General features: G+C 69.9%; 19 protein-coding genes. 11 read left to right on the forward strand and 8 right to left on the reverse strand.

All coding sequences use genetic code 11. The features are described from left to right. Together F563_RS0111850 and F563_RS24835 are read left to right on the forward strand one after the other, a co-directional pair. Positions 1–278 (forward strand): transposase (locus F563_RS0111850; protein ID WP_019014891.1); only part of this gene is annotated, 278 nt, incomplete at its 5' end. 63 nt (positions 279–341) lie between these two features. Then, positions 342–482 carry a hypothetical protein gene (locus tag F563_RS24835; RefSeq protein WP_019014892.1) on the forward strand — a complete coding sequence of 47 codons (141 nt, stop codon included), beginning with the start codon at positions 342–344 and terminating at the stop codon, positions 480–482. Positions 483–497: 15 nt separating this feature from the next. Here the strand turns inward: F563_RS24835 and F563_RS0111860 are convergent, their stop codons facing one another. The 3 genes from F563_RS0111860 to F563_RS0111870 all read right to left on the reverse strand — a co-directional run bounded on the left by F563_RS0111860 (position 498) and on the right by F563_RS0111870 (position 3,397). Then, a complete protein-coding gene (locus tag F563_RS0111860) occupies positions 498–1,076 on the reverse strand; it encodes a hypothetical protein (RefSeq protein ID WP_019014893.1) in 579 nt (192 codons plus the stop codon). Positions 1,077–1,161: 85 nt separating this feature from the next. Continuing rightward, the gene (locus F563_RS0111865) at positions 1,162–1,926 is read right to left on the reverse strand and encodes a sulfite exporter TauE/SafE family protein (RefSeq protein ID WP_019014894.1); all 765 of its coding nucleotides are present in this window, start codon (positions 1,924–1,926) and stop codon (positions 1,162–1,164) included. A 79-nt stretch (positions 1,927–2,005) separates the two neighbouring features. After that, positions 2,006–3,397, reverse strand: a complete 1,392-nt coding sequence (locus F563_RS0111870) for a transglutaminase-like domain-containing protein (RefSeq protein WP_019014895.1) — start codon at positions 3,395–3,397, stop codon at positions 2,006–2,008. Positions 3,398–3,543: 146 nt separating this feature from the next. Here F563_RS0111870 and F563_RS0111875 point away from each other — a divergent pair, with 146 nt between their 5' ends. Together F563_RS0111875 and F563_RS0111880 are read left to right on the forward strand one after the other, a co-directional pair. Continuing rightward, positions 3,544–4,371: a sulfite exporter TauE/SafE family protein gene (locus F563_RS0111875; protein WP_019014896.1), complete on the forward strand. Its 828-nt coding sequence runs from the start codon at positions 3,544–3,546 to the stop codon at positions 4,369–4,371. Positions 4,372–4,514: 143 nt separating this feature from the next. Next, on the forward strand, positions 4,515–5,579 hold the full coding sequence (locus tag F563_RS0111880) for a glycerophosphodiester phosphodiesterase (protein WP_245557131.1): 1,065 nt from the start codon (positions 4,515–4,517) through the stop codon (positions 5,577–5,579). On the opposite strand, the gene F563_RS0111885 is transcribed toward F563_RS0111880, so the two are convergent. Both F563_RS0111885 and gltA read right to left on the reverse strand, forming a co-directional pair. Then, positions 5,568–6,131 carry a hypothetical protein gene (locus F563_RS0111885; protein WP_245557132.1) on the reverse strand — a complete coding sequence of 188 codons (564 nt, stop codon included), beginning with the start codon at positions 6,129–6,131 and terminating at the stop codon, positions 5,568–5,570. The genes F563_RS0111880 and F563_RS0111885 overlap by 12 nt on opposite strands. A gap of 498 nt (positions 6,132–6,629) precedes the next feature. Continuing rightward, positions 6,630–7,946, reverse strand: coding sequence for a citrate synthase (gltA, locus tag F563_RS0111890; RefSeq protein WP_019014899.1), 1,317 nt, complete (start codon positions 7,944–7,946; stop codon positions 6,630–6,632). A gap of 264 nt (positions 7,947–8,210) precedes the next feature. Here gltA and F563_RS0111895 point away from each other — a divergent pair, with 264 nt between their 5' ends. Next, positions 8,211–8,483: a hypothetical protein gene (locus tag F563_RS0111895; protein ID WP_019014900.1), complete on the forward strand. Its 273-nt coding sequence runs from the start codon at positions 8,211–8,213 to the stop codon at positions 8,481–8,483. Between the two features lie 6 nt (positions 8,484–8,489). Here the strand turns inward: F563_RS0111895 and F563_RS0111900 are convergent, their stop codons facing one another. Next, positions 8,490–9,422, reverse strand: coding sequence for a hypothetical protein (locus F563_RS0111900; protein WP_019014901.1), 933 nt, complete (start codon positions 9,420–9,422; stop codon positions 8,490–8,492). A gap of 55 nt (positions 9,423–9,477) precedes the next feature. On the opposite strand from F563_RS0111900, the gene F563_RS0111905 reads away from it, so the two are divergent. The 5 genes from F563_RS0111905 to F563_RS0111925 all read left to right on the forward strand — a co-directional run bounded on the left by F563_RS0111905 (position 9,478) and on the right by F563_RS0111925 (position 14,652). Beyond that, complete coding sequence (locus tag F563_RS0111905; RefSeq protein ID WP_019014902.1) at positions 9,478–9,972, forward strand: pentapeptide repeat-containing protein; 495 nt, start codon at positions 9,478–9,480, stop codon at positions 9,970–9,972. A 122-nt stretch (positions 9,973–10,094) separates the two neighbouring features. Further along, positions 10,095–10,748, forward strand: coding sequence for an MT-A70 family methyltransferase (locus F563_RS0111910; protein ID WP_019014903.1), 654 nt, complete (start codon positions 10,095–10,097; stop codon positions 10,746–10,748). Between the two features lie 38 nt (positions 10,749–10,786). Then, the gene (locus F563_RS0111915) at positions 10,787–11,518 is read left to right on the forward strand and encodes a BglII/BstYI family type II restriction endonuclease (protein WP_019014904.1); all 732 of its coding nucleotides are present in this window, start codon (positions 10,787–10,789) and stop codon (positions 11,516–11,518) included. A gap of 51 nt (positions 11,519–11,569) precedes the next feature. Beyond that, a complete protein-coding gene (locus tag F563_RS0111920; RefSeq protein WP_051089380.1) occupies positions 11,570–13,786 on the forward strand; it encodes an ATP-dependent helicase in 2,217 nt (738 codons plus the stop codon). Then, positions 13,783–14,652 carry a 50S ribosomal protein L11 methyltransferase gene (locus tag F563_RS0111925; protein WP_019014906.1) on the forward strand — a complete coding sequence of 290 codons (870 nt, stop codon included), beginning with the start codon at positions 13,783–13,785 and terminating at the stop codon, positions 14,650–14,652. The genes F563_RS0111920 and F563_RS0111925 overlap by 4 nt, the downstream gene beginning before the upstream one ends. Positions 14,653–14,704: 52 nt before the next feature. Here F563_RS0111925 and F563_RS22420 read toward each other — a convergent pair whose 3' ends face one another. Continuing rightward, positions 14,705–15,103 carry a DUF1127 domain-containing protein gene (locus F563_RS22420; protein WP_019014907.1) on the reverse strand — a complete coding sequence of 133 codons (399 nt, stop codon included), beginning with the start codon at positions 15,101–15,103 and terminating at the stop codon, positions 14,705–14,707. 177 nt (positions 15,104–15,280) lie between these two features. On the opposite strand from F563_RS22420, the gene F563_RS0111935 reads away from it, so the two are divergent. After that, positions 15,281–17,071, forward strand: coding sequence for an aminopeptidase P family protein (locus tag F563_RS0111935; RefSeq protein ID WP_019014908.1), 1,791 nt, complete (start codon positions 15,281–15,283; stop codon positions 17,069–17,071). A 127-nt stretch (positions 17,072–17,198) separates the two neighbouring features. Here the strand turns inward: F563_RS0111935 and F563_RS0111940 are convergent, their stop codons facing one another. Beyond that, positions 17,199–17,822, reverse strand: coding sequence for a LysE family translocator (locus F563_RS0111940; protein ID WP_019014909.1), 624 nt, complete (start codon positions 17,820–17,822; stop codon positions 17,199–17,201). Positions 17,823–17,871: the final 49 nt, after the last annotated feature.

Below are 17,871 nucleotides of genomic sequence, written 5' to 3' on the forward strand. Positions count from 1 at the left end.
CGGGCGACGTCGTCGTGCTCGACAATCTCGGCAGTCACAAGGGCGTCGCCGTCCGCCGCGCCATCCGCGCCACCGGCGCCCACCTGCTGTCCCTGCCGCCCTACAGCCCGGACCTGAACCCGATCGAGATGATGTTCGCCAAGCTCAAGACCCTGCTGCGAAAGGCCGACGAGCGATCCATCGCCACCGTATGGCACCGCATCGGCGCCCTGCTCGGCGAGTTCTCACCCACCGAATGCGCCAACTACTTCCGGCACGCAGGCTATGCTTCACCGTAAATGGATCAGGCTCTAAGCATCCGGCTCGGGCGCCAAGGCGCCTCAGCCGCAGAGGATGGAGCGATGAGCGATCGTGACGTGGTGGTGCGGGCGGGGTTCACGCGGCGGCTGCTGGACCGGCTGCCGGAGCGGGCGGTGCCGGTGCTGAACGGCATCGCCTTCGTGGCGCTCGCGGCCGCGCTGCTCGTGGTGCTGCTCGCCTGACCGGGGGACGGTCGTTCAGGTTGCCGCCCAGAAGAACAGCTTGCCCGGATGGCGGTTGTTGCGGATCGGCGAGCCGTCCGCGACCATGCGGCTGCCGTCGAACAGATCCCAATGGTCGCCGCTCGCGAACACCGAGATCTCCGGCGTATCGGCGCGGAAATCGAGCACGCCGGCGACGAAGGAGGTGAGAACCGCGTTCGCCTTCTTGTCGCCCTCGGTCTGGTAGCAATCCTCGAGATAGAGCACGCCGCGCTTGCCCTCGACGCGCGGCCAGACGACGCTCGATCGTCCCTCGACATCGGCTGCGCCGAACTTCGCCTGCACGCGTGGCAGCAGTTCGGCGGCACGGATGAAGAACAGGTCCAGGAACGTGTCGTTCAGCCCCGGCCCGCCGTTGCCCGCCTTGCGTGCGCCGACCTGTGCCCCCGGCAGGTCGGCGAGGGTGGCATCACCCTCCTGCTTCGATGGCTCTATGCCGAGCGCATAGCTCATGCAGACGGCACAGCGGTTGATCTGCGGAAAGGCCTTCGCGGCCCAGGGCCGCACGGTCGCGAAACGGGTCTGGAGCTTGTCCCAGGCAATCGGGATCGACATGGCCGGTCGGGGTCCTCGTCAGGTGGTCGTGGTCATGCGGGTGGTGGTGGTCGAGGCGATGGTGGCGCTGGTCGGTCGGACAGGATTACCCGGCAAGCCCATCATGCAGCAGCTTGATCCCGGCGAGGAGGAGCAGCGTGAACACCGCGCGATAGAAGATGCGGTCCGAGATCCGCCGCGCGAGCCAGATGCCGAGCAGCACGCCGGCCGGCGCGGTCGGCAGCAGCACGGCCGAGGTCGCGAGATTGCCGCCATGCAGCTGGCCGAGCAGGGCATAGGGGACGAGCTTCACGTAGTTCACCAGGGTGAAGAACACGACCGTCGTTGCATTCAATCGCAGGCGCGACAGGCGGCGCGGCAGCAGATAGACCGCGAGCGGCGGCCCGCCGGCATGCGCGAGCGTCGAGGTGAAGCCGGATACCGCGCTCCAGAACAGCCCCTTCATCGGCGCCTCGCCCGCAGGCGCGTCCGTCGCGCGCACGAGCCGGCTGCGCAGCGCAGCATGCAGGACGAACGCGACCGCGATCGCGCCGATCATCGCCTTCACCGCGCGGTCGGAGAGTTCGCCGAACGCGATCGCGCCGAGCATGATGCCGATCAGCGCACCCGGCGTCAGGATCGCCATGGTGCGGCGGTCCCAGTCGCGCCGGTAGGCCCAGACGCCGAAAAGATCCATCGCACACAGGATCGGCAGCACGATGCCGGCGGCCTGCGGCGGGGCGATCACCAGGCTCATCGCGGGCACCGCGAGATTGCCCCCGCCCGAGGCGAAGCCGCCCTTGCTGATGCCGGTCAGCAGCAGCGCGGGCACGGCGAGCAGGTAGAACAGCGGGTCGGTGATCGGGGTCATGACGGGCGGGACGGTGCGGTGTATCGCACGGAACGCCCGAGGCGTCGCCGTGGGCTGGACCGGTCCCGGGACGTCGTGGCTAAGGGGTCGTCATTCCGGACGCCGTGTGCGTTCCGGCGAGGGTCGGCGTGCGGCGTGCGTCGGCACGGCGTGGCCAGCAACTGGCAGCGGCGACGATCACCCCGCCGAGCAGCATCAGCCCCGCCGGAACCAGCCACTTCATCCGGTAAAGGTGCGGCTCCAGCGCGCTGTGCCAGAGCCCGAAGGCCCGCAGACCGGAGTGGTAGCTCTCGCGCCCGAGCGGATCGATATGGTTCGTCGCGCTGTCGAGATACGCGTTGACGAGCATGTCCTCGAAGGCGGCCAGGATGTCCGGTTCGAGGGGGAAAGACCGGATCACGGGGCCGTAGGCCTCACGGAGGAGGTCCTCGCGCTTCTGCAGGGTCGGCAGATCGTAGGGGATCACGATCCCCAGATCAGGGTCGAAGATATGCCAGACGCCCGAGCCGATTTCCGCCGTAACCACGACGTGGCCGAACAGCGTCACCATCCGCGCATCGATCCTGCGCTCCCGCAGGATCCCGACCAGCGCCGACGAGACGTGTCCGCACGTTCCGACTCCGCGTTCGATCGTTTTCCACGGATCCCAGAAGATGTACTCGGCGAAGGCCGGATCAACTTGGCCGAGCAGGCGGATCAGCCAATTCTCCCAGGCCGGCACGACGATGCGGAACTCGCGAAAACGCGACTCGGTCCAGAAATGCAGCACCGATCCGGCGATGGCGTCGTTCGCGCGGTTCGCGAAGCTGAGCGGCGTGTCGTCAGCGCGCCATTCGAGCAGTTGGGCCGCCTCCTCGTAGCTGTATCTCAGATCGCCGGGCCCGTAGTTGCTCTGCATCTCTGTCAATGTGGGTGAGCGCAACGGCATGAAGAGGCCGACGAGATTGGCACCCATGAGGAGGGCCCCGGGGACGAGCGGGATGACGCCGACGACGGCCACGGCACGGCGCGCCGTGGTCGCAAAAGCGGCCCCAAGCCCGAATATGACCGGCAGGGCGAGCACGGCGATCAGCAGTTCGGGGGTTGCGCGTACCGGATAGCGCACGAAGGTCGGCTCCTGAGCAACTCTCGGGTCGGCGTTGTCGGGCCTGCTCCATGTCAGATAGGTGTTCCCGGACGCGCACCGACCGGAGCCGTGACGTGCAACCTGAGGCGCGTCGGCAGTGCAGCGATGCCACGATCCCGAAATGAGTACCTGAAGCGCCGCTGCTTCGGGGGGCGCGACCGTGAAGAAGGGGGCGTAGAGCGTCGGGATGGGATTTCGGTATGCCAGCCCGCCGCCCGCGCTGGTCTCGGTCGGGTCCAAAGGCTCCGTGACGCGGATCAGGTCGAACCGCGTCGCCATCAGCACCAGTGTCGCCACGACGCCCGCAACGGCGAGCGTCGCGAGGGTCCGCCGGAGGAGATTCATCGTCTGCCCGGACGGTTGCACACGTCCAGGAGGTATCGGCTCGCGGCAACGCAACGGTCAAGCGGCGTCCGCGGGACGTCGGGATGTCGGTTCACCGATGGCTCTGCGGGCGGAGATCGCGGACACTGATCGTGGTTCACCCACCCATGACCCTGCACGACCCGCTCTGGCTCGCCGTACTCGCCGCCGCGATGGCGGTGACGGGGCTGGTCGCCGGGTTGCTCGCCGGGCTGTTCGGCGTCGGCGGCGGGATCGTGATCGTGCCGGTGCTGTCCTATGTGCTGCCGCCCTTGGGCATCGACCCAGCGATCCAGCAGAAGCTCGCGGTCTCGACCTCGCTCGCCACCATCATCCCGACCTCGATCGTCTCGGCGCGCAAGCACCACGCCAAGGGGGCGATCGACATGCCGCTGCTGCGCGGCCTGATCCCCTCGCTGTTCGCCGGCACGCTGGTCGGCGCGGCGCTGATCGTCGTGCTGCACGGTGAGGCCCTGACGCTCGTCTTCGCCTTCGTCGCGCTACTGGTGGCGGTCAATCTCGGCATGACCGGGCTCGATTGGCGACTGCGTGACCGCTTCCCGGACGGCGCGGCCCGGCACGCGATCGGCGCGGCGATGGGTGCGGTTTCGGCGGTGATGGGGATCGGTGGCGGCACCGTCGGGGTGCCGACCATGAGCATGTTCGGCACGCCGATCCGCAACGCCGTCGCGACCGCCGCGGCGTTCGGCATCGTCATCTCGGTCCCGGCGACCGTGATCGCGATCGCCGGCGGCTGGGGCGAGCCGCGCATGCCGCCCTACAGCCTGGGCTACGTGAACCTGATCGGCTTCGCGCTGATCGCCTCGGGCTCGATCCTGGCAGCACCCTGGGGCGCGCAGCTCGCCCACACCCTTCCGCCCCTGCTGCTGAAGCGCCTGTTCGCCCTGTTCCTGATGCTCACCAGCGTGCGGATGTTCTGGCGCAGTCTGGCGTGAGGCCCGGTGGCCAACGGCTCGACCTCTGGCAGGCGGGCGTCGGCGCGCAGGGCTCGTGTGGCGAGCGCGCGCCGAGGAAAGACAACGCCCTGTGCACGAGGGTGAAGCATTCCGGCGCGGGGTATGGGCCGATCAGGCGGGGCGTGGCCAAGTCGTCGGCGATGCGCTATCGGATGCGCCAGGCGGCGACGGCAGAGGACAAGGGGAGAGCCATGTCGGTGGTGCGCGCCGTGGCCGTGGCGTTCGCTGCGGCCCTGGTGTCGGTCGGAGGGGACGGCATGGCGTTCGACGTTCAGGGGCATCGCGGCGCGCGCGGGCTGGCGCCGGAGAATACGCTCGCGGGATTCGCCCGCGCGCTCGAGATCGGCGTGACCACGCTGGAGATGGATGTCGCGGTGACGGCCGACGGCGTGGTGGTGGTGAGCCACGATCCGGCGCTGAACCCGGACATCACGCGCGGACCGGACGGGCAGTTCATCGCGCCGCCCGGCGCGCCGATCCGCTCGCTCACCCTCGATCAGCTCCGGCGTTACGACGTCGGCCGGATCCGGCCCGGCAGCCGCTACGCTGCGCTCTATCCCGAGCAGGTGCCGGTCGACGGCGAGCGGATCCCCACCCTGGCGGAAGTGCTCGCGCTCACCCGCCGGCTCGGCGCCGAGGCGGTCCGGTTCAACATCGAGACGAAGGTGTTTCCCGACCGGCCCGGCCTGACGGTCGCGCCGGAGGAGATGGCCGCGCGTCTGGTCGCGGTGCTGGACGAGGCGGGCGTCGTGTCGCGCGCGATCGTGCAGTCCTTCGACTGGCGTGTGCTCGCGTGGTTCCAGGCGAACCGGCCTGATGTCACGCTCGCCTGGCTGACCTCGGCCCATGGCGGCGCGGACACCGTCTCGCCGCGTGGCGGGCGGCCCTCGCCGTGGCTGGCCGGGCACGATCCGGCGGCGCATGGCGGCTCGGTGCCGCGCATGGTCCACGCGGCGGGCGGGCGGCTCTGGTCGCCGGACCACCGCAGTCTGAGAGAGGATGAGGTGGCCGAGGCGCGGGCGCTCGGCCTGACGGTGATCCCCTGGACCGTGAACGATCCGACGGCGATGGACCGGCTGATCGCCTGGGGTGTGGACGGGATCATCACGGACTATCCCGACCGGCTGCGCGCGGTGCTGGCGCGTCGGGGCATGGCGCTGCCGGCGCCGGTCCCGTCAGCCCGCTGAGGGGTCCGCGGGGCCGAAGAAATTGGCCGCCGAGGTCAGCCGCGTCATCAGCGCGCGCATGGCCGGCGCCTCGTAGCCGCGCTCGGCCGTCAGCGCGCCCATCGGACAGAAGAACTCGTGCGCGTGCGGCACCTGGCTGCGCGCGAACGGCTCGTAATGCTTGTCCTTCAGCCCGTAGAGCACGCGGATGTCGCGCACCGGCAGGCTGAGCGGGCCGGTCGGTTCGGCCTTGAGCACGCCGGTGAGCCGCCAGCGCGGCGTGGGATCGTCCGCCATGGCCGGGGCGAGCAGCCAGGGCAGGGGGCAGACGGCGAGCAGCGAATGGGTCGAGGGGGCGAAGCGGCTGCGCTTGTCGAGCAGGTTCTGGAACGACGAGCAGGCCTCGACCGCGACCACGTCGCACCAGGGCTCGTCCGGGGTGCCGCCGAACTGCAGCCACATCCCGTCCGGCAGGGTCTTCAGTCGGTCGGTGCCGGGCAGCTTCAGGAAGGGCGAGACGGCGGCGGCGGCGTCGGACGGGCGGCCGCGCAGGACCCTCGGCGGACTGCTCATCCTCGCCCATAGGCCGGGCGGGTGCTGAGGCCATTTGCGCAGCTGATGCCGCACCAGCGCATCCAGGCTTGCGTACCGCTCCATGAGTCCAGCCTCCTCGGACGGGCACTGACTACAACTGTCCTCAGTTTGTGGACAACCGTGAGGAAAGTGCAAGTGGGAAGAATCAACCTCTGATAGAAATTTCACGGTACGTCCAACATAGGCCTGGTCGCTCAAATCCCTTCAGCCGTGGGTTATCCACACCGCGAGATGCCTTCGCGGCAGCCGTCAGCAAGGAAAAGCTGGAACATCCTGGGGATAGCGTGAATGGGTCGCTATCCGAACGTCATGTTCGCCAAAAACGCGAGTCCGCGTCAAGCAGAACACGCCAATGGTGCATGTCGTGAGTCAGGCTCATCGGATGGGACGTGATTCCTTGTGACGGTCTGTGCCGCGACCCCCGAACGCAGCGCGCCGCCCGAATGGGCGGCGCGCCGGCAGTCCAGGAGCGCGCGATCAGCCGCGCGCGTCGATCGGCGTGACGTCGCGCGCGGTCGCGCCGGTGTAAAGCTGGCGCGGACGGCCGATGCGCTGCGAGGGGTCTTCCATCATCTCCTTCCACTGGCTGATCCAGCCGACGGTGCGCGCCACCGCGAACAGCACGGTGAACATGCTGGTCGGGATGCCCATCGCCTTCAGGATGATACCGGAATAGAAGTCGACATTCGGATACAGCTTGCGGCTGACGAAGTAGTCGTCGTTCAGCGCGATCTTCTCCAGCTCCATCGCCATGTCGAGCATCGGCTCGTCCTTGATGCCGAGCTCGGCCAGCACCTCGTGGCAGGTCTGCTGCATGATCTTCGCGCGCGGATCGTAGTTCTTGTAGACCCGATGGCCGAACCCCATCAGCCGCACATGGCTGTTCTTGTCCTTCACCTTGGAGATGAAGTCGGGGATGTTCTTCACGCTGCCGATCTCGGCCAGCATCTTCAGCACGGCCTCGTTCGCCCCGCCATGCGCCGGGCCCCAGAGCGAGGCGATGCCGGCGGCGATGCAGGCGAAGGGGTTGGCGCCGGTCGATCCCGCGAGCCGCACCGTCGAGGTCGAGGCGTTCTGCTCGTGGTCGGCGTGCAGGATCAGGATGCGATCCATCGCGCGCGCCAGCACCGGGTTGATCTGGTAGGGCTCGGCCGGCACCGCGTTCAGCATGTAGAGGAAGTTCTCGGCGTAGCCGAGATCGTTGCGCGGATACATGAAGGGCTGGCCGATCGAGTACTTGTAGGCCCAGGCTGCGATGGTCGGAACCTTCGCGATCAGACGGAACGCGCTGATCTCGCGATGGCGCGGATCATTGATGTCCAGGCTGTCGTGGTAGAACGCGCTCATCGCGCCGACCACCGCGGTCATCACCGCCATCGGGTGGGCGTCGCGGCGGAACCCGTCATAGAACCGGCGCAGCTGCTCGTGGATCATGGTGTGGTAGGTCACACCCTTCACGAAGGTCTCGTACTCCGACTTCGTCGGCAGGTCGCCGTGGAGCAGCAGATAGGCGACCTCCAGGAAGCTGCTCTTCTCGGCGAGCTGCTCGATCGGATAGCCGCGATGCAGCAGGATCCCCTGATCGCCGTCGATGTAGGTAATCTTGCTTTCGCAGGCGGCGGTGCCGCCGTAGCCCGGGTCGTAGGTGAACACGCCGAGATCGGCGTAGAGCTTGCGGATGTCGAGCACGGCCGGGCCGATCGTGCCCGGCAGCAGGGGCAGCGTGGTGGATCGGTTGGTGCCATCCAGCGTCACCGTGACCGTCTGGGTGGCGGGCTTCGACATCTCGTTCATGGCGGCCTTCCGCGTCGGCGCCGGCGCTCGAGCGCCCGCGCTCCTGGCATGGATTGATGGCCGCACCATACGCCGAGCCCTCGGGGCGGGCAATCTTCTGCACCGCAGCATTCGCGCGGAGCGTGGCTCGACAGGCGCCTCCGCTGGGCTAAGCTCACGTCATGATGGATCGCGTGGTCCATGGCGGGCGGCGAATTCGCTGCCCGGTCCCCGACCGGGGGGCCGGGCCGCGTCTCCTTGTCACTCGCCTGCCAGGATCATGCCATGACCGCCCTCGATCACGACCGCCCTGCCGATGACGTCCTGCGCGTCCGGCGCTTCACCGTCCTTGCCGATGCCGAGCCCGGGCTTCTGCCCCGGCTGATCGAGCCGTTGGCCAAGCGGGGGCTCGTCCCGCGCCGCCTCGAGGTGGTCGCCGAGGACGCGACCATGCGCCTGAGCCTCAGTGTCGAACTCGATGGCGGGGCCGCCTCGCTCCTCGGGGCCTCGCTGCGTGCGATCGTCGGGGTCAGAACCGTGCTGGCCGAGCCGGCCTGAGCCTGCTCACACCCGCGGCACCAGCCGGAGATAGACGGGCTTGAGCAGGAACGGGCTCAGGAACAGCGGGAACTGGCAGAGCGCGAAGAAGATCAGCACGTCGAAGCCGGTCTCGGGCGGCATCACGGCGAGATAGAGCGCCATGTTGCGGTTGCCCGAGAGCAGTCCCGTGGTGAGCGCGATGCGCCGTCCGAACGGCAGGAACGCCCCTGCCGTGGCCGCGTTCAGCCCGAAATTGCCGACGAAGGCGAGCGCGATCCCGCCCAGCACGAAGGCCGGCCGGTCGAGCAGCGTGGCCAGGATCCCGTCCATCACGCCGAGCCCGTAGAGGCAGACGAGCAGCACCGCCGCGCCGTCGATCGCGCGGCCGTAGGGGGTGAGCCGATCCTCGCCGGCGATCCGACGGACGGTGAGGCTGATCAGTAGCGGCAGCCCCACCACCAGGGCGAGCCGCGCCGAGAGCCCGCCGATCGTGAGCGGGAGGGCGACGCCGAGCAGGCCGAGCGCCAGCGGCGGCGCGGTGAACGGAACCGCGAGGGTCGAGAGCACCGACGCCACGAGCGAAAGCTGCGGATCGAGCCCCACCAGTCGCGCGAAGGCCGGCGCCGAGGTCGCGGCACAGCCCGTCGCCATGATCACCACCGCGGTCGCGAGCGGTCCCTCGAACCCGGTGAGGCGCACGATCGCCCACACCAGCACGGGGCAGGCGAGCATCAGCCAGGCGAGCAGCCCGACCACCAGCCAGGGCCGCCGCAGATAGCCGAACACCGCGGCGAAATCGACGCGCAGCAGCACCAGGGTCATCAGCCCCACCACCGTGGGTGTGATGATGAAGCGGAAGGCGCGCGCGAGCGGGGGCACGAACAGCCCGACGAAGATCGACGCCGCGAGCAGCGCGGCGCCGCGATAGGCGCAGAACTCCAGGACGCGGCGCAGCATCAACCCGGTCGATCGGCCCTTTGCGGGGGAGCGATCGTGTTCTATAGGGGCCGCCATGCCCGCGCTACCTGTCCTCGTCGCGGCGCTGCTCCTCGCCGGCGCTGCGCCCGCCCATGCCTCCTGTTCCGATCCCGCCGGGCCGGGTGTGGACTGGCGACGCTGCCTGCTCGACCGGCGCGACTTCCAGCAGGCCGACCTCACGGGCGCGGTGCTGCGCGACGCCTCGCTTCAGCGGGCCGACCTGAGCGGCGCCAGGCTCGTGGATGTCGAGGGCTCGGATGCGCGGTTCGTCTCGGCGGTGCTGGCGGAGGCGGACCTGTCGCGCTCGAACTTCCGCAACGCCGATTTCTCGCGCGCGGACCTGACCGGGGCGAAGCTGGTCGAGACCGATCTGCGCCGTGCGCGGTTCTTCAACGCCAATCTCCAGGGCGCGGATCTGACGGGGGCCAATCTCGCCGGCGTCGATCTCACCGGGGCGCAGCTCTCCGGGGCGAAGTGGATCGACGGGGCGCGCGTCTGCGGCGAAAGTTCGATCGGCGTCTGCCGCTGATCCTGGCGCCGCCGCGGCGCGGCTCGTCTCGCGTGTCAGTGTTGACCGTCCCTAGACCGGCGTGCCGTAGTGTCGACGAGGACCCGAATCGCGCCTGCGGCGCTACGGGGAGGGATCAAGCGATGGCGACAGCCGTCGACGATATGCGCGCGGCGACCGCGGGGCGAACCTTCGGCACGATCCTCGCCGATCCGCCGTGGCAGTTCCAGAACCGTACCGGCAAAGTGGCGCCCGAACACCGGCGGCTTTCGCGCTACGGGACGATGACGGTCGCCGAGATCGCCGGGCTGCCGGTGGCGGACCTCGCGGCTTCGGTCGCGCATCTGTATCTATGGGTGCCGAACGCTCTGCTTCCCCAGGGCTTGGCTGTCATGGAGGCCTGGGGATTCACCTACAAGGCCAACATCGTCCGGCACAAGATCCGCAAGGACGGTGGTTCCGACGGCCGCGGGGTGGGCTTCTATTTCCGCAACGTCACGGAATTGCTGCTGTTCGGCACACGCGGCCGCAACGCACGCACACTCGCGCCTGGCCGGCGTCAGGTGAACCTGATCGCCACCCGCAAGCGCGAGCACTCGCGCAAACCGGACGAGATCTATCCCGTCATCGAGGCGTGCAGTCCGGCCCCCCGGCTTGAGCTTTTCGCGCGCGGTGTGCGGCAGGGCTGGACCGCCTGGGGCAACGAAGCGTCCCCCGACTATGCGCCGCGTTGGCCGACCTACGGCTACAACTCCGCCACACAGGACAGTCAGCGGGAACTGTTCGGCCGCGGCTGAGCATGCCGATGGCCGGTGCCGTTCCTCCGGACCCTCCGTTGTTCCAGTCGCTGCGCGCGCGAGGCTTCGACTTGGCCTTCCGATCCCACGCGGAAGCGATCCTGCGAGTCGATTTCCCCGACGCGGCCGACGAGATCGAGACCGCGCTGCCTGGCGTCTCCATCCCCGCAGCTGAGCTGATCGCCAGCGGCGGCGGCGAGGCCAAGGGGACGCAGCGCCTGCGCCACGCCTTGGCCGTGATCGGCTGGCGCAAGCGCAAGTTCATCGTCGAGAAGCGCATAGACGGCGTGCCGAGCGAGAGCCAGACCCACGAGGTCGATCACGTCCGGACGACCCCGAGCGGCCATTACCTCGCGCTCGAGATCGAGTGGAACAACAAGGATCCGTTCTTCGATCGCGATCTTGAGAACTTCAAGCGCCTGCACGCGGATGGTGCGATCTCGTGCGGCATCATCATCACCCGGGGACGCACGCTGCAGGACGGACTGCGCGACATCGTGCGCCGCTTCATCGCCAGGCACAGCATCGGCGAGTTGGCCCAGTTGGCCCCCTGGGGCTACAGGCCAACACCCCGTCAGACCGAGGCGATCAGGCGGCGTGCGGACCGGCACGGCTTCGCCGACGCGGTCGCCGACGTTTTCGTGTCCGACACGTTCGGCGAAGCCACGACACACTGGCGCAAGCTTGAGGAGCGCTTGGCGCGTGGGGTGGGAAATCCCTGTCCGCTGGTGCTGATCGGACTGCCGGCAGGCGTCGTTGCTGTCGATTGAGTCCGACCTTTGCCGCTCCCGAGGATGACCGACTTGACGCAGAATGAGCGCATGATCGGCCACCCGGCCATCCCCGAGCCCTACCCGTATCTCGCCCGGCTGAACCCCGAGCAGCGCGAGGCGGTGGAGACGCTCGACGGCCCCCTGCTGGTGCTCGCCGGCGCCGGCACAGGCAAGACGCGCGTGCTCACCACGCGCTTCGCCCATCTGCTGCTGACAGGCCGCGCGGCTCCGGGCCAGGTGCTGGCCGTCACTTTCACCAACAAGGCCGCCCGCGAGATGCGCGAGCGCATCGCGGCGATGATCGGCCGCCCGGTCGAAGGGCTCTGGCTCGGCACCTTCCATTCGCTCTGCGCGCGCATGCTGCGCCGCCACGCCGAACGCGTCGGGCTGCGGTCGAACTTCACCATCCTCGACACCGATGATCAGCTCCGCCTTCTCAAGCAGGTGATGGAGGCCGAGCGGATCGACCCAAAGCGCTGGCCGGCGCAGGGGATGATGGCCGAGATCCAGCGCTGGAAGGACCGCGCGCTCACCCCCGCCGCCGTCACCCCGGCCGAGGACAGCGGCTTCGCGGGCGGGCGTGGGCGCGACCTCTACGCGGCCTATCAGCGCCGGCTGATCGAGCTGAACGCCGCCGATTTCGGCGACCTGCTGCTGCATGTGACGGAGCTGCTGAAGCGCGAACCGGACGTGCTGGAGGAGGTGCACCGCCGCTTCCGCTACATCCTGGTGGACGAATACCAGGACACCAACCTGATCCAGTATCTCTGGCTGCGCCTGCTCGCGCAGAAGCACCGCAACATCTGCTGCGTCGGCGATGACGACCAGTCGATCTATTCCTGGCGCGGGGCGGAGATCGAGAACATCCTCCGCTTCGAGCGCGACTTCCCAGGCGCGAAGATCGTGCGGCTGGAGCGCAACTACCGCTCGACCGCGCCGATCCTCGCCGCGGCCTCCTTCCTGATCGCGCACAACGAGGGCCGGCTCGGCAAGACCCTGCGTCCGGCTGGCGCGAGCGGTGAGGGCGAGAAGGTCGAGGTACACGCGCTGTGGGACAGCGAGGAGGAGGCGCGCGCCGTCGGCGCGCGCATCGAGGCGCTGCGGCGTGACGGCCATGCGCTTGCCGAGATCGCGATCCTGGTGCGCGCCGGCTTCCAGACCCGCGCCTTCGAGGAGCGCATGATCACGCTCGGCATCCCGTATCGCGTGATCGGCGGCTTGCGCTTCTACGAGCGCGCCGAGATCCGCGACGCGATGGCGTATATGCGCGTGCTGCACCAGCCCTCCGACGATCTTGCCTTCGAGCGGATCGTCAACGTGCCGAAACGGGGGCTCGGCGATGCGGCGCTGCGCGCGCTGCACGAGACCGCGCGGCGCGACTCCGTGCCGCTGGCGATCGCGGCCGATCGCGTCGCGCAGTCGGACGCGCTGAAGGGACGGCCGCGCGCGGCGCTTGCGCAGCTCCTGCGCGACTTCGAACGCTGGCGCGCGATGCTCGACCGCGAGGGTCATGTGGCGACCGTCGCGGCGATGCTCGACGAGTCCGGCTACACCGAGATGTGGCGCCAAGACAGATCGCCCGAAGCGCCCGGGCGGCTCGACAACCTGCGCGAGCTGCTGCGCGCGATCGCCGATTTCGAGACACTCGCGGGCTTCCTCGAACACGTCGCCCTGGTGATGGAGAACGACGAGGCCGCCGAGGGCGACCGCGTCTCGCTGATGACGCTGCACGCGGCGAAAGGGCTGGAGTTCGACACCGTGTTCCTCCCCGGCTGGGAGGAGGGGCTGTTCCCGAACCAGCGCGCGCTCGACGAGGGGGGCGCGAAGGCGCTCGAGGAGGAGCGGCGGCTCGCCTATGTGGGTCTGACGCGCGCGCGAAGCCGCGCGGTCGTCTCCTGGGCCGCGAACCGGCGCATCTACGCGAACTGGCAGTCCTGCATCCCGTCGCGCTTCCTCGCCGAACTGCCGGAGGAGCACGTCGCGCGCGCGACCGCGCCGTCCGTCGCGATGCGCGTGACCCCCGGTGCCGCGTCGGTCTTTCCCGCCATCGGCTTCGGCGGTGCGGGTCGCGGCCGGGTGATCGAGGCCGGGGCCTGGGAGGTCGAGCCGCGTCCGGAACGGAGCGAGCGCTTCACCCGCGGCGATCGCGTGTTCCACCAGAAATTCGGTTACGGGACGGTCGAGCGCGTGGACGACGACAAGCTCGACGTCGCCTTCCCGACCGGCGTGAAGCGCATCCTCGACCGTTTCGTGGAGAAGGCGTGAGCGTGCTGCCGCGACTGTCCGTGACGGTGCCGGAGCGCGCCGTGCCGGCGGTGGTCGCCGCCTTCGAGACCGCCTGCGAGGCCGTATCGTTCCTTCGCCTCGACGAGAGCTGCGGCACGTGGTCGGTGGAGGGCATCCTGCGCGATCCCGGTCGCCGGGCAGACCTCGACACCGCGCTGGTGCTCGCCGCATCCGCCTCCGGCATCGCGGTTCCCGAGGTCGCGACCGGCGAGGTCGAGGCCGAGGGCTGGCTCGCGCGCACGCGCGAGGCGTTCCCGCCCCAGCCGATCGGCCGGCGCTTCCTGATCCGCGGCACGCACGACGCCGACGCGACCATGCCGGGCCGCATCGCGCTGACCATCGATGCGGGCCTCGCGTTCGGCTCGGGCGAGCACGCGACCACGCGCGGCTGCCTGATCGCGCTGGAGGGGCTCAGGCGCTGCGGGCCGGTCGCCGACATCGGCACGGGATCGGGCGTGCTGGCGCTGGCGGCCGCCGCGCTGTGGCGCGTCCGCGCGGTCGGCGTCGAGCTCGATCCCTGGGCGGCGCGGGTCGCGGCCGAGAACGCGCGCATGAACCGCCTGCACCGCCTGGTGGAGCTCGTACCGGGCGATGCCTGGCGCGCCCGCGCGATCCGCCGTCGCGCGCCCTACGCGCTTGCCTTCGCCAACATCTTCGCCCGCCCGCTCTGCGCGATGGCGCAAACGACCGCGCGCAACCTCGGCCGCGGCGGGCGCGCGGTGCTCTCGGGCTTCCACCCGGCGCAGGCGCGCATGGTCGAGGTCGCGCACCGCCGCGCCGGGATGGTGCTGCAACGGCGGATCGTGGTGAACGGCTGGGCGACGCTCGTTCTCCACAAACGCTGAGGGCGGAGCCGTCGCCGGCTCCGCCCTCGATGGTCGTCCGTCACCGCGCCGGTCAGGCGGCCTTGGCCACCGCGACATTGCTGTTCGCGGCCGTCAGCGGCATCGCCGGCCGGCTCGCCGGCCTCGCCGCCAGCTCGCGGGTCTTGGCGAAGTCGGCGTCGAACACCCGGGCGAGATCACCGCGGGTCAGGCCGATATCGGCCAGCTCGCGGTCCGACAGCGCGTTGAGGTGCTCATACACCGCCCGGCGCTCCGGGTAGGTGATGATGAAGTTCGCGATGCTGCGCAGCGCCCGGAAGAGCCCGGTCACGGCGTCGCGGATGGCGCGGCCGATCGCCTCGTCACGCGCGCGGATCGCCGCAAGCCGGATCTCCTCCACCTGCTGGGCATGGCGGCTGGGGGTGAGGCTCATCAGGAGGGCGGTCTCCTCCTTCGTGATGCGGGCATCCATCGTCTTGCGTCCTGTGTGCGTCGGAGGTCCACTCCCGGCCTCGGGGCTGATCCCCTGGGCTGTGTCCCTCGCTCTTCGCAGGTGCAACATAGGCTGTCTCATCATGTGCAACATGCGGGAACATCCGTGGTCCGTCATGCGCTAAACGCATGAATTCTTAGGAGCTATGAAACACACGTGAAACCCGAGCGTCGTCTGGCCGAGCTGCGCGCCGCCCTGAAGCGCCGGAACCTCACCGGCCTGCTGGTCCCCCGTGCGGACGAGCACCTGAACGAGTACATCCCGGCCTCGGCCGACCGGCTGCGCTGGCTGACCGGCTTCACCGGCTCGGCCGGGCTCGCGATCGTGCTCGCGGACAGGGCGGCCATGTTCACCGACGGGCGCTACCAGCTTCAGGTGCGGGCCGAGGTGGACGCCGCGCACTTCGAGATCCGCCATTCGATCGAGCAGCCCGCCGAGGCATGGCTCGCCGAGGCGCTGAAGCCCGGCGACCGGCTCGGCTATGACCCCTGGTTGCACGCCGAGGAGGCGTTGGCGAAGCTCCGCCGCGCCGTCGAGGGGGCGGGGGCGGCGCTGGTGCCGGCCGAGCCCAATCCGCTGGACGAGGTCTGGACCGACCGGCCCGCCCCGCCTGCGAGCCCGGTCGCGCCGCACCCGGCCGTGTTCTCGGGCGAGGACGCGGCCGCCAAGCGCGTGCGCATCGGCGAGGCGGTGGCGAAGGCGGGCGCGTCGGCCGCCGTGCTGACCGCGCCCGACAGCATCGCCTGGCTGCTCAACATCCGCGGCGACGATGTGCCCTACAACCCGGTGGCGCTGGCCTTCGCGATCCTGCGCGCCGACGGGCAGGTGAGCCTGTTCCTCGACCCTGCGCGGATCGACCCGGCGACGCGCGCCCATCTCGGCAACGGCGTCGCGGTGGAGCCGCGTGCCGCGCTGGCCCCCGCGCTCGACCGGCTGGGGGCCGCGCGCGAGGCGGTACTCGTCGATCCCCGCACGGCGCCTGCCTGGTTCGCCGAACGGCTGCGGGCGGCCGGCGCGCGTCTCGTCGCGGAGTCCGATCCGGTGGCGCTGCCCAAGGCGACCAAGAACACGGTCGAGCAGGCGGGCGCCCGCGCGGCGCATCGGCGCGACGCGGTCGCGGTGTGCCGGTTCCTCGCCTGGCTCGACCGCGAGGCGCCGACCGGCGCGCTGACGGAGGTCGAGGCGGCCGAGCGCCTGCTTGCGTTCCGCGCCGAGGGCGAGCGGTTCCGCGGCGAGTCCTTCCCCGCGATCAGCGGCGCGGGGCCGAACGGCGCGATCATCCACTACCGCGCGACCGGGGCGAGCAACCGGCGCATCGTCGCGGGCGACGTCTATCTGAGCGACAGCGGCGCGCAGTATCTCGACGGCACCACCGACGTCACGCGCGCCGTGCTGGTCGGCGACCCCCCCGCGGACATCGGCGAGATCCGCGACCGCTTCACCCGCGTGCTGAAGGGACATATCGCGATCGCGACGTTGCGCTGGCCCAAGGGTGTCGCAGGCCCGCATGTGGAGGCGATGGCGCGCCGTGCGCTGTGGGACGTGGGCCTCGATTACGACCACGGCACGGGCCACGGCATCGGCTCCTATCTCTCGGTGCACGAGGGGCCGACGGGGCTGTCGCGCGCGGCCCGGCCGATCCCGCTCGCACCGGGAATGATCCTGTCGAACGAGCCCGGCTTCTACGCGCCGGGACGCTGGGGCATCCGGCTGGAGAACTTGGTGCTGGTGGTCGAGGCACCGTTCGAGGGCGCGGCCAAGTCGTTCCTCGGCTTCGAGACGCTGACGCTCGCGCCGTTCGACCGGCGGCTCATCGAGCCGGCGCTGCTGATTCCGTCGGAACGGTCCTGGATCGATGCCTACCACGCGCGCGTGGCGCACGAGGTGGGCCCCCTGCTCGATCCCGCCGACCGGATGTGGCTCGCCGCCGCCTGCCGGCCGCTGTGATGCCTTCCGCACAATGGCCAAGCCTTTGTGCGGAAGGCATCGCGCGCAGGGCTGGTGTGGCGGCTGCGCGCCAAAGGAAACCTCATACCCGCCGCACGAAGGTGAAACCTTCGTGCGGCGGGTATGATCAGCGCGCCAGGGCAAGCCGCGCGGCGAGCCCGACGAAGATCGCGCCGGTCGCGCCGTGCAGCCAGCGCACGCCGGGCCCCGCGGAGACACGCGCCGCAACACGGTCCGCGCCGACGATCACCGCGGCGAAGAACGGCACGGAGAGCAGCGGCAGCAGCGGCCCGAGCAGCATCATCTGCAGCCAGACGGGTCCGCGCGCGGGGTCGACGAACTGCGGCAGGAAGGCCAGGAAGAACATCGTGACCTTGGGGTTGAGCAGGTTGGTGAGCATCCCCTGGACGAAGGCGCGTCGCGCCGGCGGCGCAGCCGTCAGCGCGCTGCGATCACGTCGGAACGCCGCGCACAGCGCGAGGACACCGAGCCAGAGCAGGTAGGTGGCGCCGACCAGCCGTACCGCCTCGAACAGCACCGGCGATGCGGCGACCGCCGTCGAGACGCCGAGCGCCGCGAGCGTGATGTGCACCGATGCGCCGGCATAGATTCCGCAGGTCGCGGCCCAGCCGGCACGCCGGCCACGCGCAAGCGTCTGACCGAGCACGAACGCGGTGTCGGGTCCGGGGACCACGACCATGACCGCGCAGGCGACGAGATAGGTGGCCAGCACCGCAGGCTCGATCGGCATCGGTCCATGGTGCCGCAAACGCCGCGGGATCGTTGATGATTCTTGTGAT

The sequence above is a fragment of the Elioraea tepidiphila DSM 17972 genome (assembly GCF_000378465.1).
In the GTDB taxonomy this organism is placed as follows: domain Bacteria; phylum Pseudomonadota; class Alphaproteobacteria; order Acetobacterales; family Acetobacteraceae; genus Elioraea; species Elioraea tepidiphila.